The 23,379-nt window shown below is 39.2% G+C and carries 21 protein-coding genes; 6 read left to right on the top strand and 15 right to left on the bottom strand.

Annotation, left to right across the window (positions count from 1 at the left end; all coding sequences use genetic code 11):
* Positions 1-38: 38 nt before the first annotated feature.
* From BCL90_RS17905 to ffh, 7 genes are all read right to left on the bottom strand, one after another.
* Positions 39-608 (bottom strand): Crp/Fnr family transcriptional regulator, encoded by a 570-nt coding sequence (locus BCL90_RS17905; protein ID WP_121285443.1) that lies wholly within the window; start codon positions 606-608, stop codon positions 39-41.
* Positions 609-712: 104 nt separating this feature from the next.
* A complete protein-coding gene (locus BCL90_RS17910) occupies positions 713-1,087 on the bottom strand; it encodes a hypothetical protein (RefSeq protein WP_121285445.1) in 375 nt (124 codons plus the stop codon).
* A gap of 401 nt (positions 1,088-1,488) precedes the next feature.
* Positions 1,489-2,145: a SanA/YdcF family protein gene (locus BCL90_RS17915; protein WP_208529772.1), complete on the bottom strand. Its 657-nt coding sequence runs from the start codon at positions 2,143-2,145 to the stop codon at positions 1,489-1,491.
* Between the two features lie 29 nt (positions 2,146-2,174).
* Complete coding sequence (locus tag BCL90_RS17920; RefSeq protein ID WP_121285446.1) at positions 2,175-2,777, bottom strand: XAC2610-related protein; 603 nt, start codon at positions 2,775-2,777, stop codon at positions 2,175-2,177.
* A gap of 26 nt (positions 2,778-2,803) precedes the next feature.
* Positions 2,804-3,523 carry a hypothetical protein gene (locus tag BCL90_RS17925; RefSeq protein ID WP_121285448.1) on the bottom strand — a complete coding sequence of 240 codons (720 nt, stop codon included), beginning with the start codon at positions 3,521-3,523 and terminating at the stop codon, positions 2,804-2,806.
* An 85-nt stretch (positions 3,524-3,608) separates the two neighbouring features.
* Entirely contained in the window at positions 3,609-5,147 is a 1,539-nt protein-coding gene (locus tag BCL90_RS17930) for a YifB family Mg chelatase-like AAA ATPase (RefSeq protein ID WP_121285450.1), read from the bottom strand.
* Positions 5,148-5,677: 530 nt separating this feature from the next.
* A complete protein-coding gene (gene ffh, locus BCL90_RS17935; RefSeq protein ID WP_121285452.1) occupies positions 5,678-7,015 on the bottom strand; it encodes a signal recognition particle protein in 1,338 nt (445 codons plus the stop codon).
* 410 nt (positions 7,016-7,425) lie between these two features.
* Here ffh and BCL90_RS17940 point away from each other — a divergent pair, with 410 nt between their 5' ends.
* Entirely contained in the window at positions 7,426-9,846 is a 2,421-nt protein-coding gene (locus BCL90_RS17940) for a DUF5916 domain-containing protein (RefSeq protein ID WP_121285454.1), read from the top strand.
* A 148-nt stretch (positions 9,847-9,994) separates the two neighbouring features.
* Here BCL90_RS17940 and BCL90_RS17945 read toward each other — a convergent pair whose 3' ends face one another.
* Positions 9,995-10,984 carry a helix-turn-helix domain-containing protein gene (locus tag BCL90_RS17945; protein ID WP_134380363.1) on the bottom strand — a complete coding sequence of 330 codons (990 nt, stop codon included), beginning with the start codon at positions 10,982-10,984 and terminating at the stop codon, positions 9,995-9,997.
* A gap of 97 nt (positions 10,985-11,081) precedes the next feature.
* On the opposite strand from BCL90_RS17945, the gene BCL90_RS17950 reads away from it, so the two are divergent.
* Complete coding sequence (locus BCL90_RS17950) at positions 11,082-11,810, top strand: SIP domain-containing protein (protein WP_121285458.1); 729 nt, start codon at positions 11,082-11,084, stop codon at positions 11,808-11,810.
* 2 nt (positions 11,811-11,812) lie between these two features.
* Here the strand turns inward: BCL90_RS17950 and BCL90_RS17955 are convergent, their stop codons facing one another.
* The 7 genes from BCL90_RS17955 to ruvX all read right to left on the bottom strand — a co-directional run bounded on the left by BCL90_RS17955 (position 11,813) and on the right by ruvX (position 16,780).
* Positions 11,813-12,838, bottom strand: coding sequence for a DUF3078 domain-containing protein (locus tag BCL90_RS17955; RefSeq protein ID WP_121285460.1), 1,026 nt, complete (start codon positions 12,836-12,838; stop codon positions 11,813-11,815).
* Between the two features lie 94 nt (positions 12,839-12,932).
* On the bottom strand, positions 12,933-13,256 hold the full coding sequence (locus BCL90_RS17960) for a hypothetical protein (protein ID WP_208529771.1): 324 nt from the start codon (positions 13,254-13,256) through the stop codon (positions 12,933-12,935).
* Positions 13,253-14,005 carry a hypothetical protein gene (locus BCL90_RS17965; RefSeq protein ID WP_121285462.1) on the bottom strand — a complete coding sequence of 251 codons (753 nt, stop codon included), beginning with the start codon at positions 14,003-14,005 and terminating at the stop codon, positions 13,253-13,255. The genes BCL90_RS17960 and BCL90_RS17965 overlap by 4 nt, the downstream gene beginning before the upstream one ends.
* Before the next feature lie 48 nt (positions 14,006-14,053).
* Entirely contained in the window at positions 14,054-14,896 is an 843-nt protein-coding gene (locus tag BCL90_RS17970; RefSeq protein ID WP_121285464.1) for a glucosaminidase domain-containing protein, read from the bottom strand.
* A 66-nt stretch (positions 14,897-14,962) separates the two neighbouring features.
* A complete protein-coding gene (locus BCL90_RS17975; protein ID WP_121286204.1) occupies positions 14,963-15,637 on the bottom strand; it encodes a glucosaminidase domain and LysM peptidoglycan-binding domain-containing protein in 675 nt (224 codons plus the stop codon).
* 83 nt (positions 15,638-15,720) lie between these two features.
* Entirely contained in the window at positions 15,721-16,356 is a 636-nt protein-coding gene (locus BCL90_RS17980) for an O-methyltransferase (protein WP_121285466.1), read from the bottom strand.
* A 7-nt stretch (positions 16,357-16,363) separates the two neighbouring features.
* The gene (gene ruvX, locus BCL90_RS17985; protein ID WP_121285468.1) at positions 16,364-16,780 is read right to left on the bottom strand and encodes a Holliday junction resolvase RuvX; all 417 of its coding nucleotides are present in this window, start codon (positions 16,778-16,780) and stop codon (positions 16,364-16,366) included.
* A gap of 348 nt (positions 16,781-17,128) precedes the next feature.
* On the opposite strand from ruvX, the gene BCL90_RS17990 reads away from it, so the two are divergent.
* The 4 genes from BCL90_RS17990 (at position 17,129) to BCL90_RS18005 (ending at position 23,262) form a co-directional block, all read left to right on the top strand.
* Positions 17,129-18,277, top strand: a complete 1,149-nt coding sequence (locus BCL90_RS17990) for a DNA polymerase III subunit (protein ID WP_121285469.1) — start codon at positions 17,129-17,131, stop codon at positions 18,275-18,277.
* A 1-nt stretch (position 18,278) separates the two neighbouring features.
* Complete coding sequence (locus tag BCL90_RS17995; protein WP_121285471.1) at positions 18,279-19,778, top strand: PSP1 domain-containing protein; 1,500 nt, start codon at positions 18,279-18,281, stop codon at positions 19,776-19,778.
* Complete coding sequence (locus tag BCL90_RS18000) at positions 19,747-20,238, top strand: gliding motility lipoprotein GldH (protein WP_121285473.1); 492 nt, start codon at positions 19,747-19,749, stop codon at positions 20,236-20,238. The genes BCL90_RS17995 and BCL90_RS18000 overlap by 32 nt, the downstream gene beginning before the upstream one ends.
* Before the next feature lie 165 nt (positions 20,239-20,403).
* A complete protein-coding gene (locus BCL90_RS18005; RefSeq protein ID WP_121285475.1) occupies positions 20,404-23,262 on the top strand; it encodes a TonB-dependent receptor in 2,859 nt (952 codons plus the stop codon).
* Positions 23,263-23,379 lie beyond the last annotated feature (117 nt).

Below are 23,379 nucleotides of genomic sequence, written 5' to 3' on the forward strand. Positions count from 1 at the left end.
AGCAAAGGACTTCAATCACAAATTTAATGTGAGCAGAATCACACTTTTGTGGAAAGCCTGCTTAAGGTTTCTCTGGAAATGCCCAGATATGCTGCGATTATTGTTTTTGAAACCCTTTGCATCAATTGCGGATACTGTTGAGCGAGTTGTTCAAAGCGCTCTTTCGGGCTTGTGGTTAAAAGTGATAAAATCCTTTGCTGTAAAGCTACATAGCCCAAACTGTTTTTTATCCTGAAAAAATGCTCCATTTTGTGGCTTTCGCGGCAAAGCTGATCTAAATTATCTTTGCTGATGGAGAGTAGTTCGGAGTTTTCCAGGCAGCTGATGTTGGTAATCGATTTAGTATGACCATAAAAAGCCCTGAAATCAGAAAGCCACCAGTTTTCCATGGCAAACTGGATAATATACTCTTTACCATTGGCATCTGTAAATGTGGCCTTTAATAAACCTTTAACTACAAAATAAATGTGATTGACAAATTCGTCTTCCTGGATCAGGTACTGGTGTTTTTTAAGCGTTTTAGGTTTGAAATGTGCTGCTATATGCTCAAACTCCTGATCGGTGAGGGAAACAATTTCTTCGAGGTGTGTTTTTAATTCAAAACTCATGCTATAAATTTAATTAAATAAGCATGAAATTTATTTTTTGATAGAATGATTAAGGGAAAAAAAAAGCCCGACTTACTAATCGGGCCTTGTGTCTTTTAAATGGTTTACCTAGTGCAATTTGCTGTCCAGGTTTGCCCATCTTTCGAAACCAACATTTTAAGGTTACTGGCATCAATACTGATACCGGTTAAACCCGATCCAATACTTACATAACTGTTGTCTCCTGTTTTTTCAAACTTTACACCTGTAATGTCAGGAATGCCGTTACCAAAGTAAAAATTATACGTTTCGCCAACTTTGCTTACGGTTACTTTACCATCGCTACTGTTAGTTGTAGTCTCTCCGCTACGATAGGAAACGGTTCCTTTGTAAGTACCCACGAAGAAATCCCGATCTGCAGGATCAGTATCTTTTTTACATGATACCATTACGGTTAATGCTATTAAAAGCATACTGAAAATTTGAACTGTCTTTTTCATCTCTTTCACTTTTTTAATTTTAAATAGGTCATAAATGTAACAGTGTTATGACAACGACTGTGCCAAAGCGTCGTGCCTATTGGCTGAATAAGGCTTTAAAATATATTAAAATGAAATTATTTTTCAATTTAAAATGTTGTTATACAGTGCTTTGATGAATTTTGAAAAAGAAAGAAAATGAAAGTATTTTAAACGTTGGTCAGGGAGTTGCATTAAAATTTTAACATGGTAAAACTGTTCAGTTTAAAAGAACCTATTCAATTTCGCTATTGATAAAGTCTAACATTTTAACTTTTTATTTTACTCTTGTCTTTTAGCGAATCAGCTAAATATGGTGCTCAGGATGGCTATCGTTTTTGAAAATAGGATTACAAGCAAAAATAATGTTAAGGTACTTTATGTTATTCTTTGGTATAGTTTGATGGACCATTAATATTAACTTTTTCGCCTAAAAAATGAGGTTTTCTACCTATCATCAAGTCGATTGTTGATTTTACAACAGCAAAATACTCTCTAAAGGAAGCGTATTTGAAACCCTGGTATGTTCCCTGGTCAGCAACAAAACCGTAAGACTTAATCCCCAGTTTATCGCCAATATTGATACACCTGTTTAGGTGATATTTTTGCGATACCAGGATCGCAGTATCTATATCGAAAATAAATTTTGATCTGTACAGCGTAGAGTAGCTATCAAAACCAGCGTAATCAAGATAAATTTTATTGGTATCAACACCATGTTCATAGCAGTAAAGTTTCATTACTGTTAATTCGTCGTGTGCATCACTCCCATTATCTCCTGACAACAGAATTTTATCGATTTTATTGTTTTTATAAAGTTTTATGCCAGCATCAAGTCTGTCTTTTAAATATTTACTGGGTTTATTGCCATTTATCCCAGCACCGAAAATAATGGCCACTTTAGTTTTTGGTATATCTTGTTCATTCGAATAAATCGCCGGATTAGTCTGGTGTTTTATGAGCAAGTTTACACTTAATACTACCATAACACCCAAAATAAAGGCATAGAAGAGCAGCTTAATAATTTTTTTGATGTTCATTGTTTATCTCTTTGATCTGTGGTTTTGAATTATTGTTTTTTTAAGATCATGGAAATTTTTTTATCCAGATCTAAATCGTCGGTATCATCGAAAGGTTTGCCAATTTTATATGGTATGTGCTTTTTATTAAGTTTATACAACTGATAATAATTAGTACCTGTTAAACCATAACTCACAATCACTTTGTATTTTTTGTTGTAGCTGGGGTTAACAACATTGTCGAAATCTTTGACCTTGGTTAAGGTATGGTTTTTGGGATTAACAAGGTAAAGATTGTAAAAAGAATTTCCTCCCCTTCCACCTGTATCTTCGAAAATTAACAGATCTTTTATCCCGTCGTTGTTATAGTCTTCGTAAGTGATATTATCAGTAATGTGGCGCATTTCTATGTTTTCTTTCCAAAAGATTTTATCGGTTTTTATGCCTCTTTTACCAAAATAGATATTGGCATGGGATAATTCTCCAGAAAGTTCTTTTTCAGTAGTTAAATGCTGTATAGCGAGTACATAGTCTTTATTTTTAAAAGGATAAATGTATTGCCAAATTCCTGTTGCGGTTGGCTGATTGAATACTTTTTGGGCAAACGAATGACTGGAAATAAATATAAAGCATAGAAAAAATATCCTGTTCATGTTTGGTATCTTGCAATAGATTTATGTTAAATTTCTGAAAGTTTTTCGGCAAGTTCTTCCGTCATTTCATCAAGTGTAAACAATCTGCCCCAATTAAACTTTTTCCATACCGTTTTTGGTTTGTTGGTTTTGTCGCTAAACATATTGCCGCCAGAGGTCTCACTTTTTCTTCGTGTAGAGAAATTAAGGCTGGTAGTGCTTTCTTCTCCTGAAGATCGGCTATAGCCCCCCGTTTTAAAGCCGATTAGTTCCATTTTTTGATTTTGGAACCTGAATGTATAACCGACATTACTCACCCCGTAAGAACCACAGCTTGACCAGTATTGATAACTTAAAATCAGTACTCCGTTTTTTATGCTGATGGCACCAGTTTCCTGTAAAGGATCGGCGAGACAAGTGCTCTCTATGTCATTTTCAGTTGGGATAAAATTGGTGTTTTGAGCCAGTAAGCTGTAATTCCCGGATGTTTTTATAAATACCAAAAGCATACGGGGATTCACATTCAGTGTGTCACGGCCCGTACCGTCATTTTTGATGATATTTTTTGGATTGGTATTCTGAATAATAATCGCTTCATCAGGTAAATGATCTTTATTTAAATCGCCTTTGGCCTGATAAATTACTTTCCATCCTTTTGGAACAAAGGCATTTGCATCAGTGCCTGTTTTTGGGATTTGAGGATGATCTGCCTGTGCATATAGCTGAATAGAAATCAGCGAAAACAGGATGAATAAACTATTTTTCATGGTCGATTTATTTATAATCAATAATAGAAATATTTGTTGTTGGCCGGAAATTTTATTTTAACATCATTTTTGAAGAACCGGCACTTTAGCCTGCCCAGCCATCCCTGTCCAAACTTCTGTAATTAATCGATTCTGCTAAGTGTTCCATTTCTACGTTTTCACTTCCATCTAAATCGGCAATGGTCCGGGCAACTTTCAAAATCCGGTCGTAGGCACGGGCAGAAAGACCTAATTTTTCCATGGCTGATTTCAGGAGAATGTTTCCTTCGTCACTAATCTGACACACTTTGCGAACCATTTTCGGACTCATTTGGGCGTTGCAATGCAGATCTTCTCTATCTGCAAAACGTAGGTCCTGAATTTCCCGCGCTTTAATTACGCGTTCCCTGATAAAGTTGCTTCTTTCTGTTTCTGCAGTAGAGGCTAATTCTGTAAAGTTAACGGGTGTTACTTCTACATGAAGATCTATCCTGTCTAAAAGCGGTCCAGATATTTTACTCAGGTATTTTTGCACCACACCAGGTGCGCAAACACAATCTTTCTCCGGGTGATTGTAAAAACCACAGGGGCAGGGGTTCATTGAGGCCACCAACATAAAGCTGGCTGGATATTCTACCGAAAACCTTGCCCTTGCAATCGCTACTTTTCGGTCCTCTAAAGGTTGACGCATTACCTCTAAAACGGTTCGTTTAAATTCAGGTAGTTCATCTAAAAATAAAACACCATTGTGTGCTAGTGATATTTCTCCGGGTTGTGGATTGATTCCGCCGCCTACCAGGGCGACATCGCTAATCGTATGGTGTGGTGAGCGGTACGGACGGCTTGTCATTAATGCATCGCTTGCAGAGAGTTTTCCGGCAACAGAATGGATTTTCGTGGTTTCTAAAGCTTCGTTTAAATTTAATGGGGGTAATATAGTGGGCAGGCGCTTGGCCAACATCGTTTTGCCTGCACCTGGCGGCCCTATTAAAATAACATTGTGACCGCCTGCAGCCGCAATTTCCAATGCTCTTTTAATATTTTCCTGGCCTTTAACGTCGGCAAAATCGTGTTCATAATTATTGATGTTTTTTAAGAATTCTTCTTTAGTATTCACTTTAACCTGTTCCAGGGCTTCGCTTTTATTAAAGAAAGCAATTACCTGAGCCAGGTTTTCTACGCCATAGGCCACTAGATCGTTTACAATGGCTGCTTCACGAACGTTTTGCTTCGGTAAGATGAATCCTTTAAAACCTTCCTGTTGTGCTTGTATAGCAATTGGTAAAGCTCCTTTTATGGGCTGTATGCTTCCGTCTAAAGAAAGTTCGCCCATAATAAAATAATCTTCTAATTCGTCGGCTGGGATTTGGCCTGAAGCCGCTAAAATGCCGATGGCAATTGGCAGATCGTATGAGGAGCCTTCTTTTTTCATGTCGGCAGGTGCCAGGTTTACCACTATTTTCTGTTTAGGCATGCGAAAACCTGAAACATTAATGGCGCTGGCCACCCTTTGCAAACTTTCTTTTACCGCATTATCGGGCAGGCCTACCATATAGTATTTGGTACCCGCGCTAATATTCACTTCTATTGTTATGGTTAGTGCATTTACGCCATAAACAGCACTCCCGTATGTTTTTACAAGCATTAAATTTTAATTAAAATAAACTCGGATGTAAATTATTCGGGATGAATATTAATTCTAATATACAGATTGTTTGGATAAACATCAAGTTTTAGTGTCTATTAGTTATAAGCGAATTGTTTTCACCAACCGCTGTTAAATAAACCTGATTGGACGAATGCCGATTCCTTCTATCGGCAGCAGGGAAAGCAGGGCTGAAACCCCCTATGGAAAGCTGAACATTCATTTCCAAAACCTATAAAACCTGAGTTCGATTAATAATGTGCTTTAATTTGGGTTATTTGGCGCCTTGCATGAACGGTCGTCACCCTGAACTTGTTTCAGGGTCTTTATAACAAGGCGGTTTAACAGAAAAGATGCTGAATAAATTCAGCATGACGAAACGGCTAGCCAATTCGTCCTAATAAAGTACATTAATTTTTAAACATTAATCGAACTCAGGTTATAAAACAAAAAATCCCGACCATTAATGATCGGGATTTATATTTTCACGAAGAATAAGACCTTACGCCCTCTACCCTAAACCTTTTAAACTACCTGCCAAATGGCATTTTAGGCATACCTTTCATCATCGCCGCTGCGGCTGCAGGGTTAGAAAACTGCTTCATCATTTTACGCATATCTTCAAACTGTTTAATCAGCTTGGTTACTTCTTCTACCTTACTTCCCGAACCTTTTGCAATACGTAAACGGCGACTTTGCTGAATGCTATCCGGGTTTTCTTTCTCAAACGGTGTCATTGAATTGATGATGGCTTCGATTGATTTAAAAGCATCATCCTGGATATCTACATTCTTCATCATTTTGCCCACACCGGGAATCATACCCATCAAATCTTTCATGTTACCCATTTTCTTGATCTGCTGAATCTGGTTGTAGAAATCGTTGAAATCAAATTTGTTCTTACGGATTTTCTTTTGCAATTCTGCAGCTTCTTTCTCATCGAACTGCATTTGTGCACGTTCAACAAGCGAAACCACATCACCCATACCCAAAATACGCGATGCCATACGATCTGGATAGAAAACATCCAGTGCTTCCATTTTCTCGCCGGTACCAATAAATTTAATAGGCTTGTTTACTACCGATTTAATGGAAAGGGCCGCACCACCACGGGTATCACCATCCAGTTTGGTTAAAACAACACCTGTAAAATCTAAACGGTCGTTAAATACTTTGGCTGTATTTACCGCATCCTGACCAGTCATCGAATCCACTACGAATAAAATCTCGTGTGGTTGAGTTTTAGCCTTAACTTCAGATATTTCGTTCATTAAAGATTCGTCGATCGCTAAACGACCTGCGGTATCGATAATGATTACGTTATTTCCATTTTGTTTACCGTGCGCAATACCTTCTAAAGCTATGCCAACAGGGTCGTTTGATGCACGGTTTGCGTAAACTGATACACCAACAGAAGTTCCTAAAACCTCCAATTGATCTACAGCCGCCGGGCGGTACATATCGCCTGCTACCAATAAAGGTTTTTTGCCCTTGCCTTTTAAGTGCAAGGCCAATTTACCTGCAAAAGTAGTTTTACCCGCACCGTTTAAACCTGCAATTAAGATAATGGTAGGGTTTGCTTTAGTATCTAACTCTGTAACTTCGCCACCCATTAAGGCTGCAAGTTCATCGTTCATTATTTTGGTAAGCAGTTGGCCCGGAGAAACGGCAGTAAGTACGTTTTGCCCCAAAGCTTTTTGCCTCACATCATCAGTAAATGTTTTTGCTGTTTTATAGTTAACATCGGCATCTAATAATGCTTTGCGGATTTCTTTCATGGTTTCTGCCACGTTGATTTCCGTAATACTGCCTTGTCCTTTTAATACTTTAAACGCTCTGTCTAGCTTGTCCTGTAAATTATCAAACATCTTTTTTTAAGCTAAAAGCTTTGTGCCAAAGGGCAAAAAGCTACTTGTTTTTAATAAAAGGCAAATGTATCAAATTTTGCTTGTAAATCGCTGCACCTCAAAGTCAAAAATCTTTTTTTGAAAATGAGCAGTTTGGTTTTCATGGGTACTGTACTCCCGCCATTTGCTTCAATCTTTTTGTGCCTCAGCATTACAGCTAAGGTTTGTGAGCGGTGCAACAAAAAGTATTTCCGTTTCTGTCGGGTTTAAGCACAATGGTTTCCTGCCAGGAGGAAAGGAAATAACGGACAAAAATATTGTATTGAATAACAATGAAGTTTAAATCGTTGAGTGACTTAAATTTTATGTTTTTTTCATTTGGTGCAACATTCTGGTTAAGGCATGGTCTTATATCTAACTAACCTAAACGAATGAAACGCTGTATCATCCTTCTTTTTATATTTTCTTTTGCTTTTTCTCAGGCTCAGGATATTTCGAAACAGCGCCAACTGGAAGCGAAAAGAACGCTGCAAAGCCCCAAAATAGATGGTGTTTTAGATGATGAATGTTGGAATAGTGTTCCCATTGCTACTGATTTTATTCAGATCAGGCCAAATCCGGGAAAGATAGAAACCCATGACCGGCGTACCGAAATGAAAGTGCTTTACGACGATGTGGCTGTTTACGTCTATGCGCGGATGTACGATCATCCTGATAGTGTCTCGCACGAATTGGTTTCGAGGGATAATATTGGTAACGCCGATTTTATTTCGATTATTGTTGATCCTTTTTATGATAAAATGAACGGAAACGGGTTTTTCGTTACCGCTGCCGGTGTGCAGTTTGACGCTAAATACTCGCAGGTTGGTGATGAAGATGCAAACTGGAACGCGGTGTGGGAAAGTGCCGTTAAATTGGATGATAAAGGCTGGACCTGTGAAATGAAAATTCCCTATTCGGCCCTTCGTTTTTCCAGTAAAGATATTCAGCGCTGGGGGTTGAACTTTAGCCGCAGGATCCAGCGGAGCAATACGCAAACCTTTTGGAATTTCGTCGACCCGAAAGTAAATGGCTTTATTAACCAGGAAGGTCTTTGGACAGGGATAAAAGATATTAAGCCGCCATTAAGATTATCTTTTTCGCCTTATATTTCGGCTTATGTAAACCATTATCCGGTTAATTTGCCAGGGGTAAAAAACACCACTTCGCGGTTTAATGGCGGGATGGATGTAAAATACGGGATCAACAACAGTTTTACCCTCGATATGACGCTGGTACCCGATTTCGGTCAGGTGCAATCTGATAACCGGATCCTGAACCTTACCCCTTTTGAAGTAAAATTTAACGAAAACCGCCAGTTTTTTACCGAAGGAACAGAGCTTTTTAATAAGGGGGATCTTTTTTATTCGAAACGGATTGGGTCTATTCCGTCCTATTCCGATTATAGTGGCGTGGGCAGCGATAAAATTGTGAAGGATCAGAAGGAAGCTAAGGTGCTGAACGCTACAAAAATATCTGGACGGACGGCGAAAGGCCTGGGTATCGGGATTTTTAATGCGGTTACCAATGGCATGGAAACCGAAGTGGAAGATGCTCAGAGGAACGTGCGTATGGTAGAAACCCAACCGCTTACCAATTACAACATTCTGGTTTTCGATCAGTCGTTAAAAAACAACAGCTCGGCAACATTTATTAATACGAACGTTTTAAGGCAGGGTTCGGCTTATGATGCCAATGTAACTGCTTTACTGTTTAACCTGAACAATAAGGGCAATAAATACTTTGTTAATGGCGCAGGTAAAATGAGCTCTTTACGGGGTAAAGAAACCAATACCGGGTATAGTTATGGGCTTAAGTTTGGTAAACAGAGCGGTAATTTCCTCTGGAGCTATTCTCAGCAATACGCCGATGATAAATTCGATCCGTCTGATTTAGGCTTTTTTACCAATAACAATTTTTTAGATCAGGTGGCGGAATTCCATTATAATGTTTATAAACCCAGCAGTTGGTACAATCAGTTATTAAGTTACTTTAATGTTTTATACTCGCGTAGAGCTACACCAGGCAGCTTCCAAACTTTTTCAGTAGAAGGCGGACCTTATGTTCAATTTAAAAATCTTTGGTCGGCAGAAGTAAACGGGATCTATACCGCTGCAAAAAACGATTTCTACGAATCGAGAAACGGACAGGTATATAAAGCCCCCGAAAGCTATAGTTTCGTGTTGTATGTTAATCCCAATCGTGCAAAAGCTTATAACTTTGGTGGAAATTTCCGTTACAGAGAACAGGAACTTTTTAAGGGCAAAGAATATAATTTTTACTTTTTCCAAAACCTGCGGATAAATGATAAAATTGCTTTTGGTTTAGATCTTAATTTTAACCCGAATTATAATTATGTAAATTGGGTAACGGCACAGGGTGATAAAGCTATTTTCTCTAAATACGACCGCAGAACGGTAGAAAACTCTTTCGATGCCAAATATACTTTTACCAATTTAATGGGATTTACGGTGGTGTTGAGGCACTATTGGAGCGACAGAAGAAATAAAGAATTTTACCTGCTTAAACCCGATGGCAATTTAAGTGACTACACCGGAGCGCCGCTAAATGGATTGGACAGAAATTACAATGTATTTAACATTGACTTAATTTACACCTGGCAGTTCTCGCCCGGCAGCACTTTATCTGTTTCCTATAAAGATGCGGCAGAAACTTACGACACTTATTACACACAGCGTTACAATAAAAACCTGAGCGGAATTTTAAACGCCCCTCAAAATAACAGCCTTTCTGTTAAGGTTTTGTATTATGTAGATTATCTGGACTTTAAGAAAAAAAGGAAAAAGGTTTAAACTCCTTTTCGTCATGCTGAATTTATTTCAGCATCTTTCTTGCAGTTAGGACCCTGAAATAAATTACCTTCGGTGAGCTCGGTTTACTACGTAGCTTTCCGCTGCGCTACAGGTCAGGGTGACGATCACTTTTAGGCTAATAACTAACCTAACGCGCTTTTCCTGGGCTTATGCCAAATTTCTTGCTAAAGGCATTACTGAAATGCTGTACTGAAGAATAACCTAGTTCATCAGAAATGCTTTTGATGTCCTTGCTGCTATCTGCCAGTAGTTCTTTGGCCTTCAGGAGTTTGTAATCACTCAAATAACCAAAAACAGTATTTTTAAAGACTTCTTTAAAGCCATGTTTTAGCTTAAATTCGTTTATGCCTGCGGTTTTGGCCAGTTCGATTAAAGATGGCGGATGATTTGCATTGGCCAGCAGGTATTCCCTGGCATAATAGATTCTTTCTTTATCATAAGCGGATTTTAGGGCCGGTCTTTCAGTCTTTTTAGCCGCTTCTTCAAAAGCCTGGGCCTGTAGTGCCAGCAGTTCCAAACATTTAGACTGAAGAAACAATAATTTTAATCCACCTGTAAAGTTGCAGTTCATAATATCATTAATGCAGCTATGCATGGCCAGGGTAATGGGCAGGTTTTCTGATGAAATTTCTACCGAACGGCTGTTCATGATGTTTTCGGCAAAATTCTTTAACAGGTTGCTGCTTTCGCAGGTTAAATCAATAAAACGTGCTCTTTCGAAATTTACTTCAAAAAATTTATGCGGACCTCCTACATCAAACTCTGCCGTCCCGTCAAAATCAGGACTATAAATAATGTTGTGCTCGTTTGCTTTAATATCCTGGCGTTTATTGGTGAGGTAATTTTCCATAATACCCCCGCCGGTGAGGGCAAAGTGGAGCTCTACCACATCAGGTTCATCAAAAGCTTTGATGCGCAGGCGGCTCTGTTTCACGAGCATATCACCGTAAACAATATAAATACCCGAAAAAGCGATCTCCACAATCTCTGCATCGCCAAAGGGAAAGCTGTATTTGTCCCTTCTTTCGGTTACTAGTGCCTGATTAAATTCGTTATTGTCGAACTTGTTGCCAACAGTATAGTATTTATCGTCACCATCGTAAATGTTTAAGGCCATAAAAATCCTTTTGATATAAACTTTAATCCTTTTGGCATAAAAAGATTCGTTTGTCAGACGATTATTTTTGTTCAAAGTTACTAAACAAAAGAATACGATGGCTAAATTACCTTCATGGCTGGCCGACACAATGGAAAAAGTGATCAGCAATAAAATATATCAAGTAGAAGTTGCAGAAACCAAAATGTTAAGCAGCAACTTAAAGAGCGTTACCTTTAAAGGCGATTTTTTCGATGCTAAATTTATTCCCGGAATGGAGGTACTGTTTCGGGTTAACGCCAACGAGTACAGACATTATACATTATCAGGCTTTGATGAAGCACACGAAACCTGTGAGGTGATTTTTTACCTGAACAGGCAAGGCCCCGGTCATCACCTGGCCGTAAACATTCAAAAAGGAGACCGTTTAAAACTGATTGTAGACCGGGCAAAGGTAAAATACAATGAAGCATCCAATCAGCATTTCTTTTTTGGCGATGAAACCAGCCTTGGTTTGTACGAATCGTTAGGTAAAAAGGTAATTGATGAAGATGTAGAATATTTTGGCGTGTTGGAACTTCAGGAAGAAAACCTGCATTCGGTTAAACACCTTAAATTATTGATCGATACCGTACCATCTGACCTGAACGCCCCTGCTAAAAATGCCATCAACTGGATGGAAAATATGCATCCGCTATGTTGGGAAATGTGGCAAAATGCTACGTTTTATTTAACAGGCAGGGCGAAATCTGTACAACAGTTTAAACGTTACCTAAAACAAAGGGGCGTAAGCTTTAGGCAGATTATTACCATGCCTTACTGGGAAATGGGTAAGGTTGGCGGGTAAACCTACCTTGGGAAGGTAAAACCAAAACCAAGGGCCAGCGTTTGGTTGGCCTGTATTTTATTGGTGCCTGTATCCTTATCGAACAGGATTACGCCAGTTAAACTTGTGTTCATAAAACGATTGATTTTTGCCGTTAATGCAACATCTAACCGGTGATCAATATTGCTCATCTTAAAATCCTGATACGGAATGAACATCTGATAACGTGCTTTAAGATTTGTATTGGTAAATATATCCTTATCAATTGCACTTACAATCTGAAAAGCCAGTTCATTACGTACTTTTTTGCCATAATCTACCCCAAAAACACTTGCTTTTGGTGGATTGGCATTATTAGCCGGGTCAAGAAAAAGCTTTTCGTCCAATACAAAAGTTTGGCGTGCGGTACCGGTACCTATACGGGTAGAAAAATATTTAACCGGTTTATACTCGAAACCGATAGATTCTGTTAAATAACCAGGACCCATAAATTTAGAGATCAGTGTGGCGGTTTCCTGTCCGTTTACCACACTATAAGAATAACCGTTATCGAATTGGGATTCAAAACTTAAGGATCCGAAGAAGAACCAGCTTTTTGATAATTGAAAAGAGGCTTTATTATCCCAAAAAATACGGTCGTTGGTTTTCTTTTGCAGCTGATCTTTGTTCTTTATCTTACCATATTGCAAAACAAGTTCGCTTACATAGCTATAACTATCTTTGTTGTATTCTGCTTTCCAGTTTAACAAACCGCCAACGGCTACCGAGTTGGTACCACCACCTTTCCAGTTGTTACTGAATTGAGCCTGGTTAATGTTGATGCCAATGTTGGTTCTTGTTTTCCAGTAATTAATCTTGGCGTTTACAACCAAGGGCTTAATTTTTACAGGCTCAAAGTTTAATGGCCCTTGCCTGCTTGGCAACGGACTACGTTTTAACTTTATATTCAGGTCTTTAGTATTGATCGGAATAGTATCAATTTCCTGTGCATATAATTTTGTAGAGCAGAAACTTAGAATCAGGACGATGGCAGCTAAACAGTTCTTCATTACCTACAAAGAAAAAGAAAAATTTTAGAGATAAAAAGCATTTAACAAAATGATTGCCAGAACAACAATTAAAGCTAGAGTAGAAGTTGCAGTTTCACATCTTTTTGATCCAACCATACCAATTGCCATTTTTCAGGTAATATAAGTCGGTTTCATAATCGTAAGCCTCTTTCTCAAAAACAATGTTCCGATAGGCGAGATCGTGGTTCTTGTATCTGAAAAGGTTGATCAGATAATTAAGCAGGTATAAGATATAAAAGGGGAATAGGAGTAATTCTAGCTGTTGGCGCAAATGGATTTTCTCGTGGTTAATCATCTCCGGGTCGTTTTTAAGCTTTGCCGATTTTAAAAGAATAAATGGAAAGATTGCCATACCGGCTGCCGGAAGTTTTTTAACGATCAGGATGGGCGCTTTCACAGCTTATCGATTGTTATTTTGGGCAATGCTGGCAATTGTAGTGCCCTGGGATTTAACCTGTAGCTTTTATAAGCATTCCTGATAAAAAGGTTAAAGGAATAATCTGTTGCATCTAATACAAATTGATAGGTAGGGCGATACTGCTGCATAAAATCTGTCAGTTCAGCATCCTTTATACCCAATACCTGGCTAACCAGACTGGCACTGAAACGATAATCGATCAGGTCTTCACGATAATCTTTTTCCAGGATTTTTTGAAGGTGACGGGCATTTCTTCCTTGCTTGCTTAACAGGTTGTAAATGGCATCTATGCCTAAACCAACACCACCGTTGCCTAAATTCAATAAATCTTTACTACTTCCCTTCATGGTTTGGTAGCGGTATTCCTGTACATTTTTTTCGTATTGCTGCTGCGGGCTCAATCTTTTTTGTTGAATTACGACATCACGCAGTCTGATGCCGAGCGATCTGAGTTGAAAATACGCGGCCGTTTGTCCTTTAAAAACAATAGTATCAACACCATAGCCTGATAAAGCTGCAACTAAAGTATCACCAGGTAAAGCAGAGGTGCTAAACTCGCCTTTAGTATTGTTGTATAAACCATCACCCGTACGGATGTTGTAGATATAAACCTTTGCCAAACGTTGCTTGGTTTCTTTATCAATAACTATTCCCTGCACAGGTTTATTCTGTGCATGAAGCCACGTAGAGAAGCCGAAAACAAGTATAAAGGGAATAAAAAATTTCATTAAGCTACAAAACTACAAATATCTTGATGGCTATGTTTGTACTTAACATTATTTAACCTTAAGTGTTTGGCCCAGCTTAATGGCGTCGGTACTCATTTCGTTGAGCATTTTTAACTGATCGACCGTTAAATTAAAACGTTTTGCAATATTGTATAGCGTATCTCCTTTAACAACGGTATAAGTGCCATCGGCAATAATCGGTTTGGCGCCTGCGGGTGGCGTTTCTACTGGTGTAAACTTAGCCTTCTCTTGAGGAATATTCTGATTGATTTCTGAAAAGACACGATCTTCCCGTGCAATCTTCTGCTTTTCGCTTTCTGATTGATCATACTGGTAAAGCTGGTATTTTTCGATGGTGTTGATCAACAGATCAGGATATTTCGGATTGGTTGCATAACCCGCTGTTTTTAATCCCTGTGCCCAGCTTTTGTAATCGTTTTTATCCAATTGAAAAAGAAAACTGTAACGCTTGCGTTTTAAAAAATCAGAATGATCCCTGAAAGATTCGCGGGCATCTTTATACACCCTAAAACAGTCGTTTTTCTGGTCATCATCACGAAAATAATTTTTCCCCTTCCAATCTGATGTGCATTTAATGCCAAAATGATTGTTCGCATACTTTGCCAGATCGCTATTTCCACTGCCAGATTCTAAAATTCCCTGCGCCAAAGTAATACTCGCAGGAATACCGTTTGCATTCATTTCTTCTACTGCTACGCCTTTAAACTCATCAATATAACTTATGGTATTGTAACTTTTGTACGAATTGTTATTGGCTTTGTTGGCCGCTTTTTCGATCTGTTTGTTGTTTTTAGAAAATTTACGTGTACCGCAAGAACTAAAAAGAATAAGGGTTGCTGCGATTAGAAGGTAATGATGGTATGAACGCATATAGGGTTAATTGTTTAATCGGTTAACTGTAAATTAGACTTAGGACTCATGACTACGGACTTAAGACTAAAACTTAATCTTCTGTCCTGGTTTTAAGTTTGCTTTTTTTATTCCGTTTTTCTGCATCAGTTTTTTTACTGTTGTACCTTTCTTTTTGGCAATTATACTTAGGTTATCGCCAGATTTAACGGTGTATATTTTTGCTGTTCTTCTGTTTTTTGCGCGGTGACGAACAGGTGTTGCATACACGGGCTCTTTGTACCCTTCTGGCCGCTCGTCATATTGATAGAGTTCGTATTTTTTAATTAAGCCAATCACCTGGCTGGCCCAGCTTCTGCTACTGGCGTAACCACAGCGACGGATACCGTAAGCCCAACCTTTGTAATCGTACTGATCGTATTTTGCAAAAAGATTGTTAAAAGGCTCGCGGGTTTCCATAATTTCTACAAAATGGCTGTAAGATTCATCCGCATTTAAATAATCGCGGTACGAAGAGCGAATTTCTGCATTGTTGTTAGGTCCTTTTACACCAAAATGGTTATTAAGGTGCTGCGCAATTTTACTGTTTCCTGCTGCCGATTCATGTATGGCAACGGCTAAAATAACGCTTGCCGGAATTTTATGATCATGCATTAAACCCTGCGCGTATGCTACGTGCTCGGCGATATATTCTTCTGTGTCTTGCGCTTTTGCAATAATCCCTGTTAAAAGGAACATACAAAAAGTAAAGATTTTCTTCATTTCTTTTTTGGTTAATAGACCATGGTTTAATGGTTGATAGCTCTGGCTTAGAAGGCCATGAACCATTAACTATGTGCCCATCATCAGTTCTTCCTAATCACAAACAAACCATCCCGAACAGGTAAGATCAGTTTCTCAACCCGTTCATCTTCAGCTATTTTATCATTAAAACTAGTAATATTTCTGGTGTCTTTATCCTGTTTCTCCTGCAGTACTTTTCCACTCCATAATACATTATCCACAATGATAATTCCGCCCGGGCGAACGCGATCAAAAATGAGATCATAATAGGTGCCGTTGTTTTTCTTATCAGCATCGATAAAAACAATGTCGAAAATTTCACCTAAACTTGCTATTGTAGTGGTAGCGTCGCCAAGGATGTAATTAATCTGATCGTTATATGCTGATTTGGCGAAGTTTCGGCGAACCATATCTTCCAGTTCCTCATTAATATCCAGGGTATATAATAGGCCATCTTTTGTTAATCCTTCAGCAAGGCATAAGGTGGCATAACCGGTAAAAGTGCCGATTTCTAAAATCCTTTTCGGGGAAATCATTTTGCTAAGCATGCTCAACACCCGGCCCTGGTAATGACCTGAGAGCATCCGTGGCATTAAAACTTTAAGATTGGTTTCGCGGTCTATCTGTTGAAGCAGTTCGCTTTCAGCCTCGCAATAAGCAATTAGTAAATCCTGTAAATCGTCGTTTATTAGGCTCATTTGTTGGTTATAAACGGTTACTTTCCATAAAATATTGTAAAATGATGGTTGCGGCAATGGTATCAACCCTGTCTTTATCCCTTCTATCCATCTTTTTTAAGCCGCTTTGCATAATGGCCTGGTGGGCCATTTTAGAGGTAAAACGCTCATCAACCCAATGCCTGGGGATATCGGGGAATGATTTTTTCAACAGCGTAGCAAAACCTTTCACATGTTGTGCCGAATCAGATGGAGAACCATCCATTTGTTTAGGGTCGCCAAGCACAAAGGCCTCAACCTGCTCGGTAAGCATGTATTTTTTAACATATTCGATCACATCTTTGGGATGTACTGTATCCAGGCCTGTTGCAATAATCTGCAAGGGATCGGTTACTGCAATGCCGATGCGTTTTGTTCCATAATCAAATGCGAGGATCCTTGCCATAAGTTAAGCGTTGGGTGTTTGGCGCAAAGCGTTTACCACCGTTAAAAAAATAAAAGCCAAAGGTAAGGTTTTTGAAATAATGGATATAAAAAGGGAGATGATATGTCTCGATACATCGTCATCTCGACCGTAGTGGAGAGATCTTTTAAATTTATTTAATAACTTGGTTCAAAGATCTCTCCATTCCGCTGTGCTTCAGTCGAGATGACGATCTTTCTATTTGAATGTGACAAATCCGATTCGAATTAACTTTGATTCAGTCTATTTATGGATGTAAATTAGCATTTCAAAAGTAAGAACGTGATGACGAATGTGTGAATCTCATATCTATTTCTTATTTTGCACCAAATGCAGTTTAAAGAAATCATCGGACAGGAAAGAGTAAAGCAACAACTGGTGCAAACGGTTAAGGAAAACCGCATTAGCCATGCGCAACTATTTTTGTCGCCTGCTGGTTCGGGGGCTTTGCCTTTGGCCATAGCCTATGCGCAATACATCAATTGCCTTAATAAAGGTGAAAATGATAGCTGCGGCGAATGTTCGAGCTGTAGAAAATACGAACGCCTTATCCACCCCGATCTGCATTTCTCCTATCCGTTTTTTGCTTCTGCCAGTGTAAAAACGGCTGTAGATGTGTTGGAAGAATGGCGGGGCATGTTAATGCATGATCCTTATTTTGATATGGATATCTGGCGCTCTAAACTCGATGCAGCCAATAAACAGGCTAATATCAACATTGCCGAATGCCACGATATTATTAAAAAACTAAGTTATAAAGCCTTTGAGGCAGAGACTAAAGTTTTAATTATGTGGTTGCCTGAATATTTGGATAAAGCTGGAAATGCCTTATTGAAATTAATTGAAGAACCGCCTGCAAATACTTTATTTATTTTAATCGCTCAAAGTCAGGATCAGATTTTAACCACTATTTTATCCAGAACACAAATTGTAAAAATTCCGAAGCTTTCATCAGAAGAGGTAACCGGATATTTGTTGAATGCAAGTGGATTAACTGAACATCAGGCTATTGACTATTCCTTTTTGGCTGACGGAAATTTAATTGAAGCCAAGGCGCTGGCAGCAGATACGCAAAGCGACAGTTCTGGTACGTTTACGGCCTGGTTAAGAATGGGATTTGGCAATAAAGTGCCCGATTTGATCGATTTTACCGACGAGGCAGCTAAGTGGGGAAGAGAAAACCAGAAGAATTTTTTAAAATATGGCGTAAATTATTTACGCGAATGCTGTTTAATTTTAAGTGGTGCTGAAGAATTGGTGAAATTACCCCCACTGACCTTTGAAACCGCAAAAAAACTCAGCACACACGTGCTTACCTTGCCTATGGCAGAGGCCATAATTGGCGAACTGGAAAAGGCACATTACCACATTGAAAGAAACGCAAACCCGAAAATTCTGTTTTTAGATGTATCTTTACAATTGGTAAAAATTATCAAGTTTAAAACGCTCCCTGCGGGGACTCAATATATATACAATTAATATGGGATGTGGAAGTTGTTCAACAGGTGGTGGTTGCACCCCTAATGGATGCAAGAGTAATGGCTCATGTGGCACCGGTGGTTGCCAAACAATGGAAGTTCACGATTGGCTGTCTAATTTGGATATGCCTTCTAATTATAAACCTTTTCAGGTTACCGAAATTAAATTTAAAGGCTCACGTAAAGAGTTTTTCCTCAATAACGATAACATTTATCTGGAAATTGGAGAGCTTGTTGCCGTTGAAGGGCCAACCGGTGGTTTTGATGTAGGGCACGTTTCGCTTACTGGCGAACTCGTAAGGATCCAGATGAAACGCCGTAAAACGGCACTCGATCAGGTAACCAAAAAAATCTACCGTAAAGCTACTGAAGCTGATGTAGAGAAATGGAATGCCGCCAAAGGGATGGAATGGGAAACCATGCACAAAGCCCGTAAACTGGCATTGGATCTACGTTTGCAGATGAAAATCAGTGATGTAGATTATCAGGCCGATAAAACCAAAGCGACTTTCTTTTATACGGCTGATGGACGTGTGGATTTCCGCGAACTGATTAAAAAAATGGCCGAGAGTTTCCGTATCCGGATTGAAATGCGCCAAATCGGGATGCGCCAGGAAGCTGGCCGCTTAGGCGGAATTGGCTCTTGCGGTCGCGAATTATGCTGTTCTACCTGGTTAACCAACTTCAAAACCGTATCTACAGCTGCGGCTCGATATCAAAATTTATCATTAAATACTTTAAAGCTTGCGGGGCAGTGCGGTAAATTAAAATGCTGCTTAAACTATGAGCTGGATACCTATCTGGATGCTTTAAAAGATATTCCCGATAGAATTGAAAACCTGGATACTGAGGCTGGTTATGCCCGTCACCAGAAAACCGATATTTTCAAAAAAATCATGTGGTTCAGTTATCAGGGTGATGAAAACTGGATCCCGGTGAAAGCTGTGCGCGTAAAAGAGATCATGGCGATGAACAAGGCAGGTAAAAAAGCGCCTAACTTAAAAGAAGAAGCCGTTCAGATTGCCGCGCCGGTTGTGGTAGAAAAGTCTTTCGATTACGAAAACGTAGTTGGTCAGGATAGTTTAACCCGCCTGGATGAGCGTTCTCGCGGCAAAAATAACCAGAGTAAGAACAACAACCAGAAAAATAACCGCAACAATAACCAAAATAGAAGAGAAAGAGTACCTGCTGGCGATAAGAATGCTGCGCCTAATAAGCAACAGCAACCTCTGCAAGGCGGCCAGAAGAACCAGCAAGGCGGGAAACCACAGCAACAGGCAGTACCAAAACCACAGCATGTTAATGGGCCGAAACCTCAAAATAATAAACCAAAACCACAGCAGCTACAAGCGCAAAAGCCTGTAGTAAAAGCTGAAGGAAATGTAGCTGCAGAGGGTGTTAAGCCAGAACAGAGCAAAAATAAGAATAGAAATAACCGTAGGAAAAATAATAACCGCCGAAACAACAATAATGGCTCAGAAAATAAACCTGCTGCTGAATAAAAAGCTGATAATTTCGATTGGCTTTTTATTAATGGTTACCCTATTTATGGGCTGTATGGCCAGCGTAATCGACAGCAATGTTGAGATTGCCGATCGCCGATGGACTTACCGCAACCATATTTCGACAACATTTGAAATAAAAGACAATACCAAAGCCTATAATATTTACTTCAAGTTTAGGCATACCGCAGATTATAAATATGCCAATATATTTATTCTGGCCCATTTTAAAGACGGTAAAAAGGTAATAACCAGGCGTTATCAGTATAAACTCGCTAAAAATGACGGTGAATGGCTGGGCAGCGGTTCAGGAAATGTATTCAGTTATACCTTACCCATGCTTACCAACTATCATTTTCCAGGAAATGGCAAGTTTGAAATCGAAATTGAGCAGAATATGCGTGATAATCCACTCTTAGAGGTAAGTGATGTTGGTTTGTTTGTTGGTTTAGCACAATAAGTGTTTATTTTCTAGTATGGGAATTAATTTTCGCAATATTTTGATCTTTTGTCTTTAATTATCTACAGAAAAGATGTATTCTTTTAGTATTTTGCTCTTTATCAGCTAGTTGATTTTTAAAATTTTGTAATAAAATTGTTATTATTGTTTATAAACCTATAAACTATGATAAAAATATTATTCAAAAACTCCCTAATCCTCCTCTTATTGTTCGTTTCCAATCATTTGCTTGCCCAAGGCTTAAAGGGTAAGGTTACGGATTCTGCAGGATTAGCTATTCCAGGCGCTACTGTTCAGGTAGTTGGTTCAAAAATTGGAACATCATCTGATGGAAACGGGCTATATGCCTTAAAATTTCCTTCTGCCGGAGCTTATAAAGTCCGGATTTCTTTTACTGGTTATCAAACTTCGGAAGTAGCTGTTCAAATTGATAACACTGTTAAAACGATGGATTTTGCGCTGCAGGATACAAAAGAATTATTAAGTGATGTCGTTGTGGTAGGATCAAGATCGACGCCGAGAACGAACATCGAAAGCGTGGTTCCGGTTGATCTGATTTCAACAAAAGACGTTAAGGTATTTGCGCAGACTGATTTGACGCAGATTTTGAATTTCGTAGCGCCATCTTTTAGCTCTAACCGGCAAACCGTTTCTGATGGTACCGATCACATCGATCCTGCATCTTTACGCGGTTTAGGCCCCGATCAGGTTTTGGTGCTGGTAAACGGAAAACGTAGGCATACCACAGCCCTTGTAAACATTAATGGTACTTTCGGCCGTGGTTCTGTTGGAACGGATTTAAACTCCATTCCTGTTTCAGCGATTGAACGTATTGAGGTGCTACGCGACGGTGCTGCGGCGCAGTATGGTTCGGATGCCATTGCAGGGGTAATCAACATTGTATTAAAAAAGGTAACACCATATAGTTTCTCTACCTCTTTTGGTCAGTCTTCTTCAAATGCCCTCGGCCGCGATTTTAGCGATGGCAGAACTTTTCAGGTTGATTTTAGCAAAGGCTGGGCATTTAAGAACGATAAAGGTTTCATCAATTTTGCGGCCCAATATCTTCAGCGCGGATATACCAACCGTGGCGGTTTAGATACCCGCCCGCTATTGTATTCTGCAAGTCCAACTAAAGGTTCTACAGAAACAGAAGCCGCTTTTCAAGCCCGTTTTGCCAGTTTAAAAGCCGCTGATGATGCCAGGGCGGCTGCAAATGGTTTAGATAGAAACAATATGCGTGTGGGTAATTCCGACTCCAAAAATGGTGGTGGATTTTTAAATGGCCAGTTCAATTTTGGGAAAACTACCCAGTTGTATTATGCCGCAGGTTTTACGCATAAAACAGGAAGTGCGGCGGGTTTTTACCGCTTGCCAACGCAAACTACCCAAATAGATTTGTCGATCTACCCTAATGGATTTTTACCATTTATCGATACCAAAATCAATGATTATTCTTTTTCTGCTGGTTTAAGAGGTAAATTGGGTACATGGGATTATGACCTTAGCAATACCAGCGGCGAAAATACAATAGCGTTTAATATTAACAATACGGTTAATGCTTCCCTGCCCACAGGAACAAGTCCTACTTCATTTTATGCCGGCGAATTGCTATTCAGACAGAACACCAGTAACCTCGATTTAAACAAAAAACACACTTTTGACGGTGGATTTTTAACTTCATTAAACACTGCTTTTGGGGGAGAATTTAGGGTAGATAACTACCAGATCAAAGAAGGCGAGCTTTTATCTTATTCAAATGGCGGAAGATTGATCGGAACGTCGCCTACTGCATCAGGTGCGCAGGTATTTCCGGGTTTTAAACCCAGTAATGCATTAGATAAATCGAGGCACAACGTTGGTGCTTATGCCGATTTTGAAGCTGAATTTGGAACGAGGGTAACTTTAGGTGCTGCGGGCCGTTACGAAAATTACAGTGATTTCGGTTCTAACTTCTCCTATAAATTTACGGGTAAGGTTAAGCTTTTTGGTGATGTTTCCATCCGTGGAGCTTATTCCACTGGATTTAGGGCACCATCTTTACACCAACAATATTTTAATAACGAGAGTACGCAATTTGTAGGTACCAATGCCACACAGGTTTTAACCGTAAATAATGCAAATCCTATTGTTGCCCAGTTTGGTGTTGGCGCATTAAAACCTGAAATTTCTAAATCGGGAAGTTTAGGTTTGGCAGGCAAAATCGCCAAAACCTTTACTTTTACCATCGATGCTTATAACATTGATATCAGCGACCGGATTGTTTTCTCCAGTCAATATGCCCGCGAACGTTCTGCTGGTGTTTTAGTGCCAACCGGTGTGGTGAACCAGATTTTAAATACAGTAGACCCAGCGGCACAGATTAACAGTGTACAGTTTTTTACCAATGCCATTACCACAAATACCGCAGGGATAGATGTGGTGTTAACCAACAGGTTCAATTTGGGGGCAAAAAGTAGCTTAATTTTAAGTGTTGCCGGAAATGTAAATAAAACCGTGGTAAGAGGCATTCAGGGATCCGATAAAATTGAAAGCGATCCTACATTAAAGGCTAAGCTTTTCGATCGTTTGGAACGCTCCCGTTTCGAAAGTTCCGTGCCTAAAAACAAATTAAATATTACCGCAACCTATAATGTAAGTAAATTATCGTTCGTAGCAAGAACAGTCCGTTTTGGAGAGGTTACTTATTTAAACGCCATCGATCCAAATATTCCTGCCAATGGTTTACCAACCCAGTTGGATCAAACTTTTGCCCCTAAATGGGTAACTGATTTCTCTGTAAGTTATGCTGCAAGCAAAACCTGGTCGGTAACCGTAGGGGCAAATAATATTTTCGATGTTTATCCCGATAAATTATATATCGATCCAAGGAATAATGAAAATAACCTTAGCGGTGTTTCTACCAGTAATTATTCAGGTGGATTAGACAATACTTCAAATGGCAGGTTCTTGTATCCAAGGGCTGTTAGCCAGTTTGGTTTTAGTGGTAGGTATGTATATGGCAAAATTGCCTGTACTTTTTAAGGATATTTAAATTAGTCAGCTGTCTCGAATAAATATAATTATTCTAGTGAAAAATTATATTTAGACGTATCGTCATTCCAAACTTGATTGAGAATCTTAATGCTAATGGAAACGCGC

This window comes from Pedobacter alluvionis, from assembly GCF_003664035.1.
Lineage (GTDB): Bacteria > Bacteroidota > Bacteroidia > Sphingobacteriales > Sphingobacteriaceae > Pedobacter > Pedobacter alluvionis.

Excerpts from the sequence above, each read along its gene's own strand:
- BCL90_RS17905 (WP_121285443.1), bottom strand. The coding sequence starts at position 608 with ATGAGTTTTGAATTAAAAACACACCTCGAAGAAATTGTTTCCCTCACC.
- BCL90_RS17910 (WP_121285445.1), bottom strand. The coding sequence starts at position 1,087 with ATGAAAAAGACAGTTCAAATTTTCAGTATGCTTTTAATAGCATTAACC.
- BCL90_RS17915 (WP_208529772.1), bottom strand. The coding sequence starts at position 2,145 with ATGAACATCAAAAAAATTATTAAGCTGCTCTTCTATGCCTTTATTTTG.
- BCL90_RS17920 (WP_121285446.1), bottom strand. The coding sequence starts at position 2,777 with ATGAACAGGATATTTTTTCTATGCTTTATATTTATTTCCAGTCATTCG.
- BCL90_RS17925 (WP_121285448.1), bottom strand. The coding sequence starts at position 3,523 with ATGAAAAATAGTTTATTCATCCTGTTTTCGCTGATTTCTATTCAGCTA.
- BCL90_RS17930 (WP_121285450.1), bottom strand. The coding sequence starts at position 5,147 with ATGCTTGTAAAAACATACGGGAGTGCTGTTTATGGCGTAAATGCACTA.
- ffh (WP_121285452.1), bottom strand. The coding sequence starts at position 7,015 with ATGTTTGATAATTTACAGGACAAGCTAGACAGAGCGTTTAAAGTATTA.
- BCL90_RS17940 (WP_121285454.1), top strand. The coding sequence starts at position 7,426 with ATGAAACGCTGTATCATCCTTCTTTTTATATTTTCTTTTGCTTTTTCT.
- BCL90_RS17945 (WP_134380363.1), bottom strand. The coding sequence starts at position 10,984 with ATGGCCTTAAACATTTACGATGGTGACGATAAATACTATACTGTTGGC.
- BCL90_RS17950 (WP_121285458.1), top strand. The coding sequence starts at position 11,082 with ATGGCTAAATTACCTTCATGGCTGGCCGACACAATGGAAAAAGTGATC.
- BCL90_RS17955 (WP_121285460.1), bottom strand. The coding sequence starts at position 12,838 with ATGAAGAACTGTTTAGCTGCCATCGTCCTGATTCTAAGTTTCTGCTCT.
- BCL90_RS17965 (WP_121285462.1), bottom strand. The coding sequence starts at position 14,005 with ATGAAATTTTTTATTCCCTTTATACTTGTTTTCGGCTTCTCTACGTGG.
- BCL90_RS17970 (WP_121285464.1), bottom strand. The coding sequence starts at position 14,896 with ATGCGTTCATACCATCATTACCTTCTAATCGCAGCAACCCTTATTCTT.
- BCL90_RS17975 (WP_121286204.1), bottom strand. The coding sequence starts at position 15,637 with ATGAAGAAAATCTTTACTTTTTGTATGTTCCTTTTAACAGGGATTATT.
- BCL90_RS17980 (WP_121285466.1), bottom strand. The coding sequence starts at position 16,356 with ATGAGCCTAATAAACGACGATTTACAGGATTTACTAATTGCTTATTGC.
- ruvX (WP_121285468.1), bottom strand. The coding sequence starts at position 16,780 with ATGGCAAGGATCCTCGCATTTGATTATGGAACAAAACGCATCGGCATT.
- BCL90_RS17990 (WP_121285469.1), top strand. The coding sequence starts at position 17,129 with ATGCAGTTTAAAGAAATCATCGGACAGGAAAGAGTAAAGCAACAACTG.
- BCL90_RS17995 (WP_121285471.1), top strand. The coding sequence starts at position 18,279 with ATGGGATGTGGAAGTTGTTCAACAGGTGGTGGTTGCACCCCTAATGGA.
- BCL90_RS18000 (WP_121285473.1), top strand. The coding sequence starts at position 19,747 with ATGGCTCAGAAAATAAACCTGCTGCTGAATAAAAAGCTGATAATTTCG.
- BCL90_RS18005 (WP_121285475.1), top strand. The coding sequence starts at position 20,404 with ATGATAAAAATATTATTCAAAAACTCCCTAATCCTCCTCTTATTGTTC.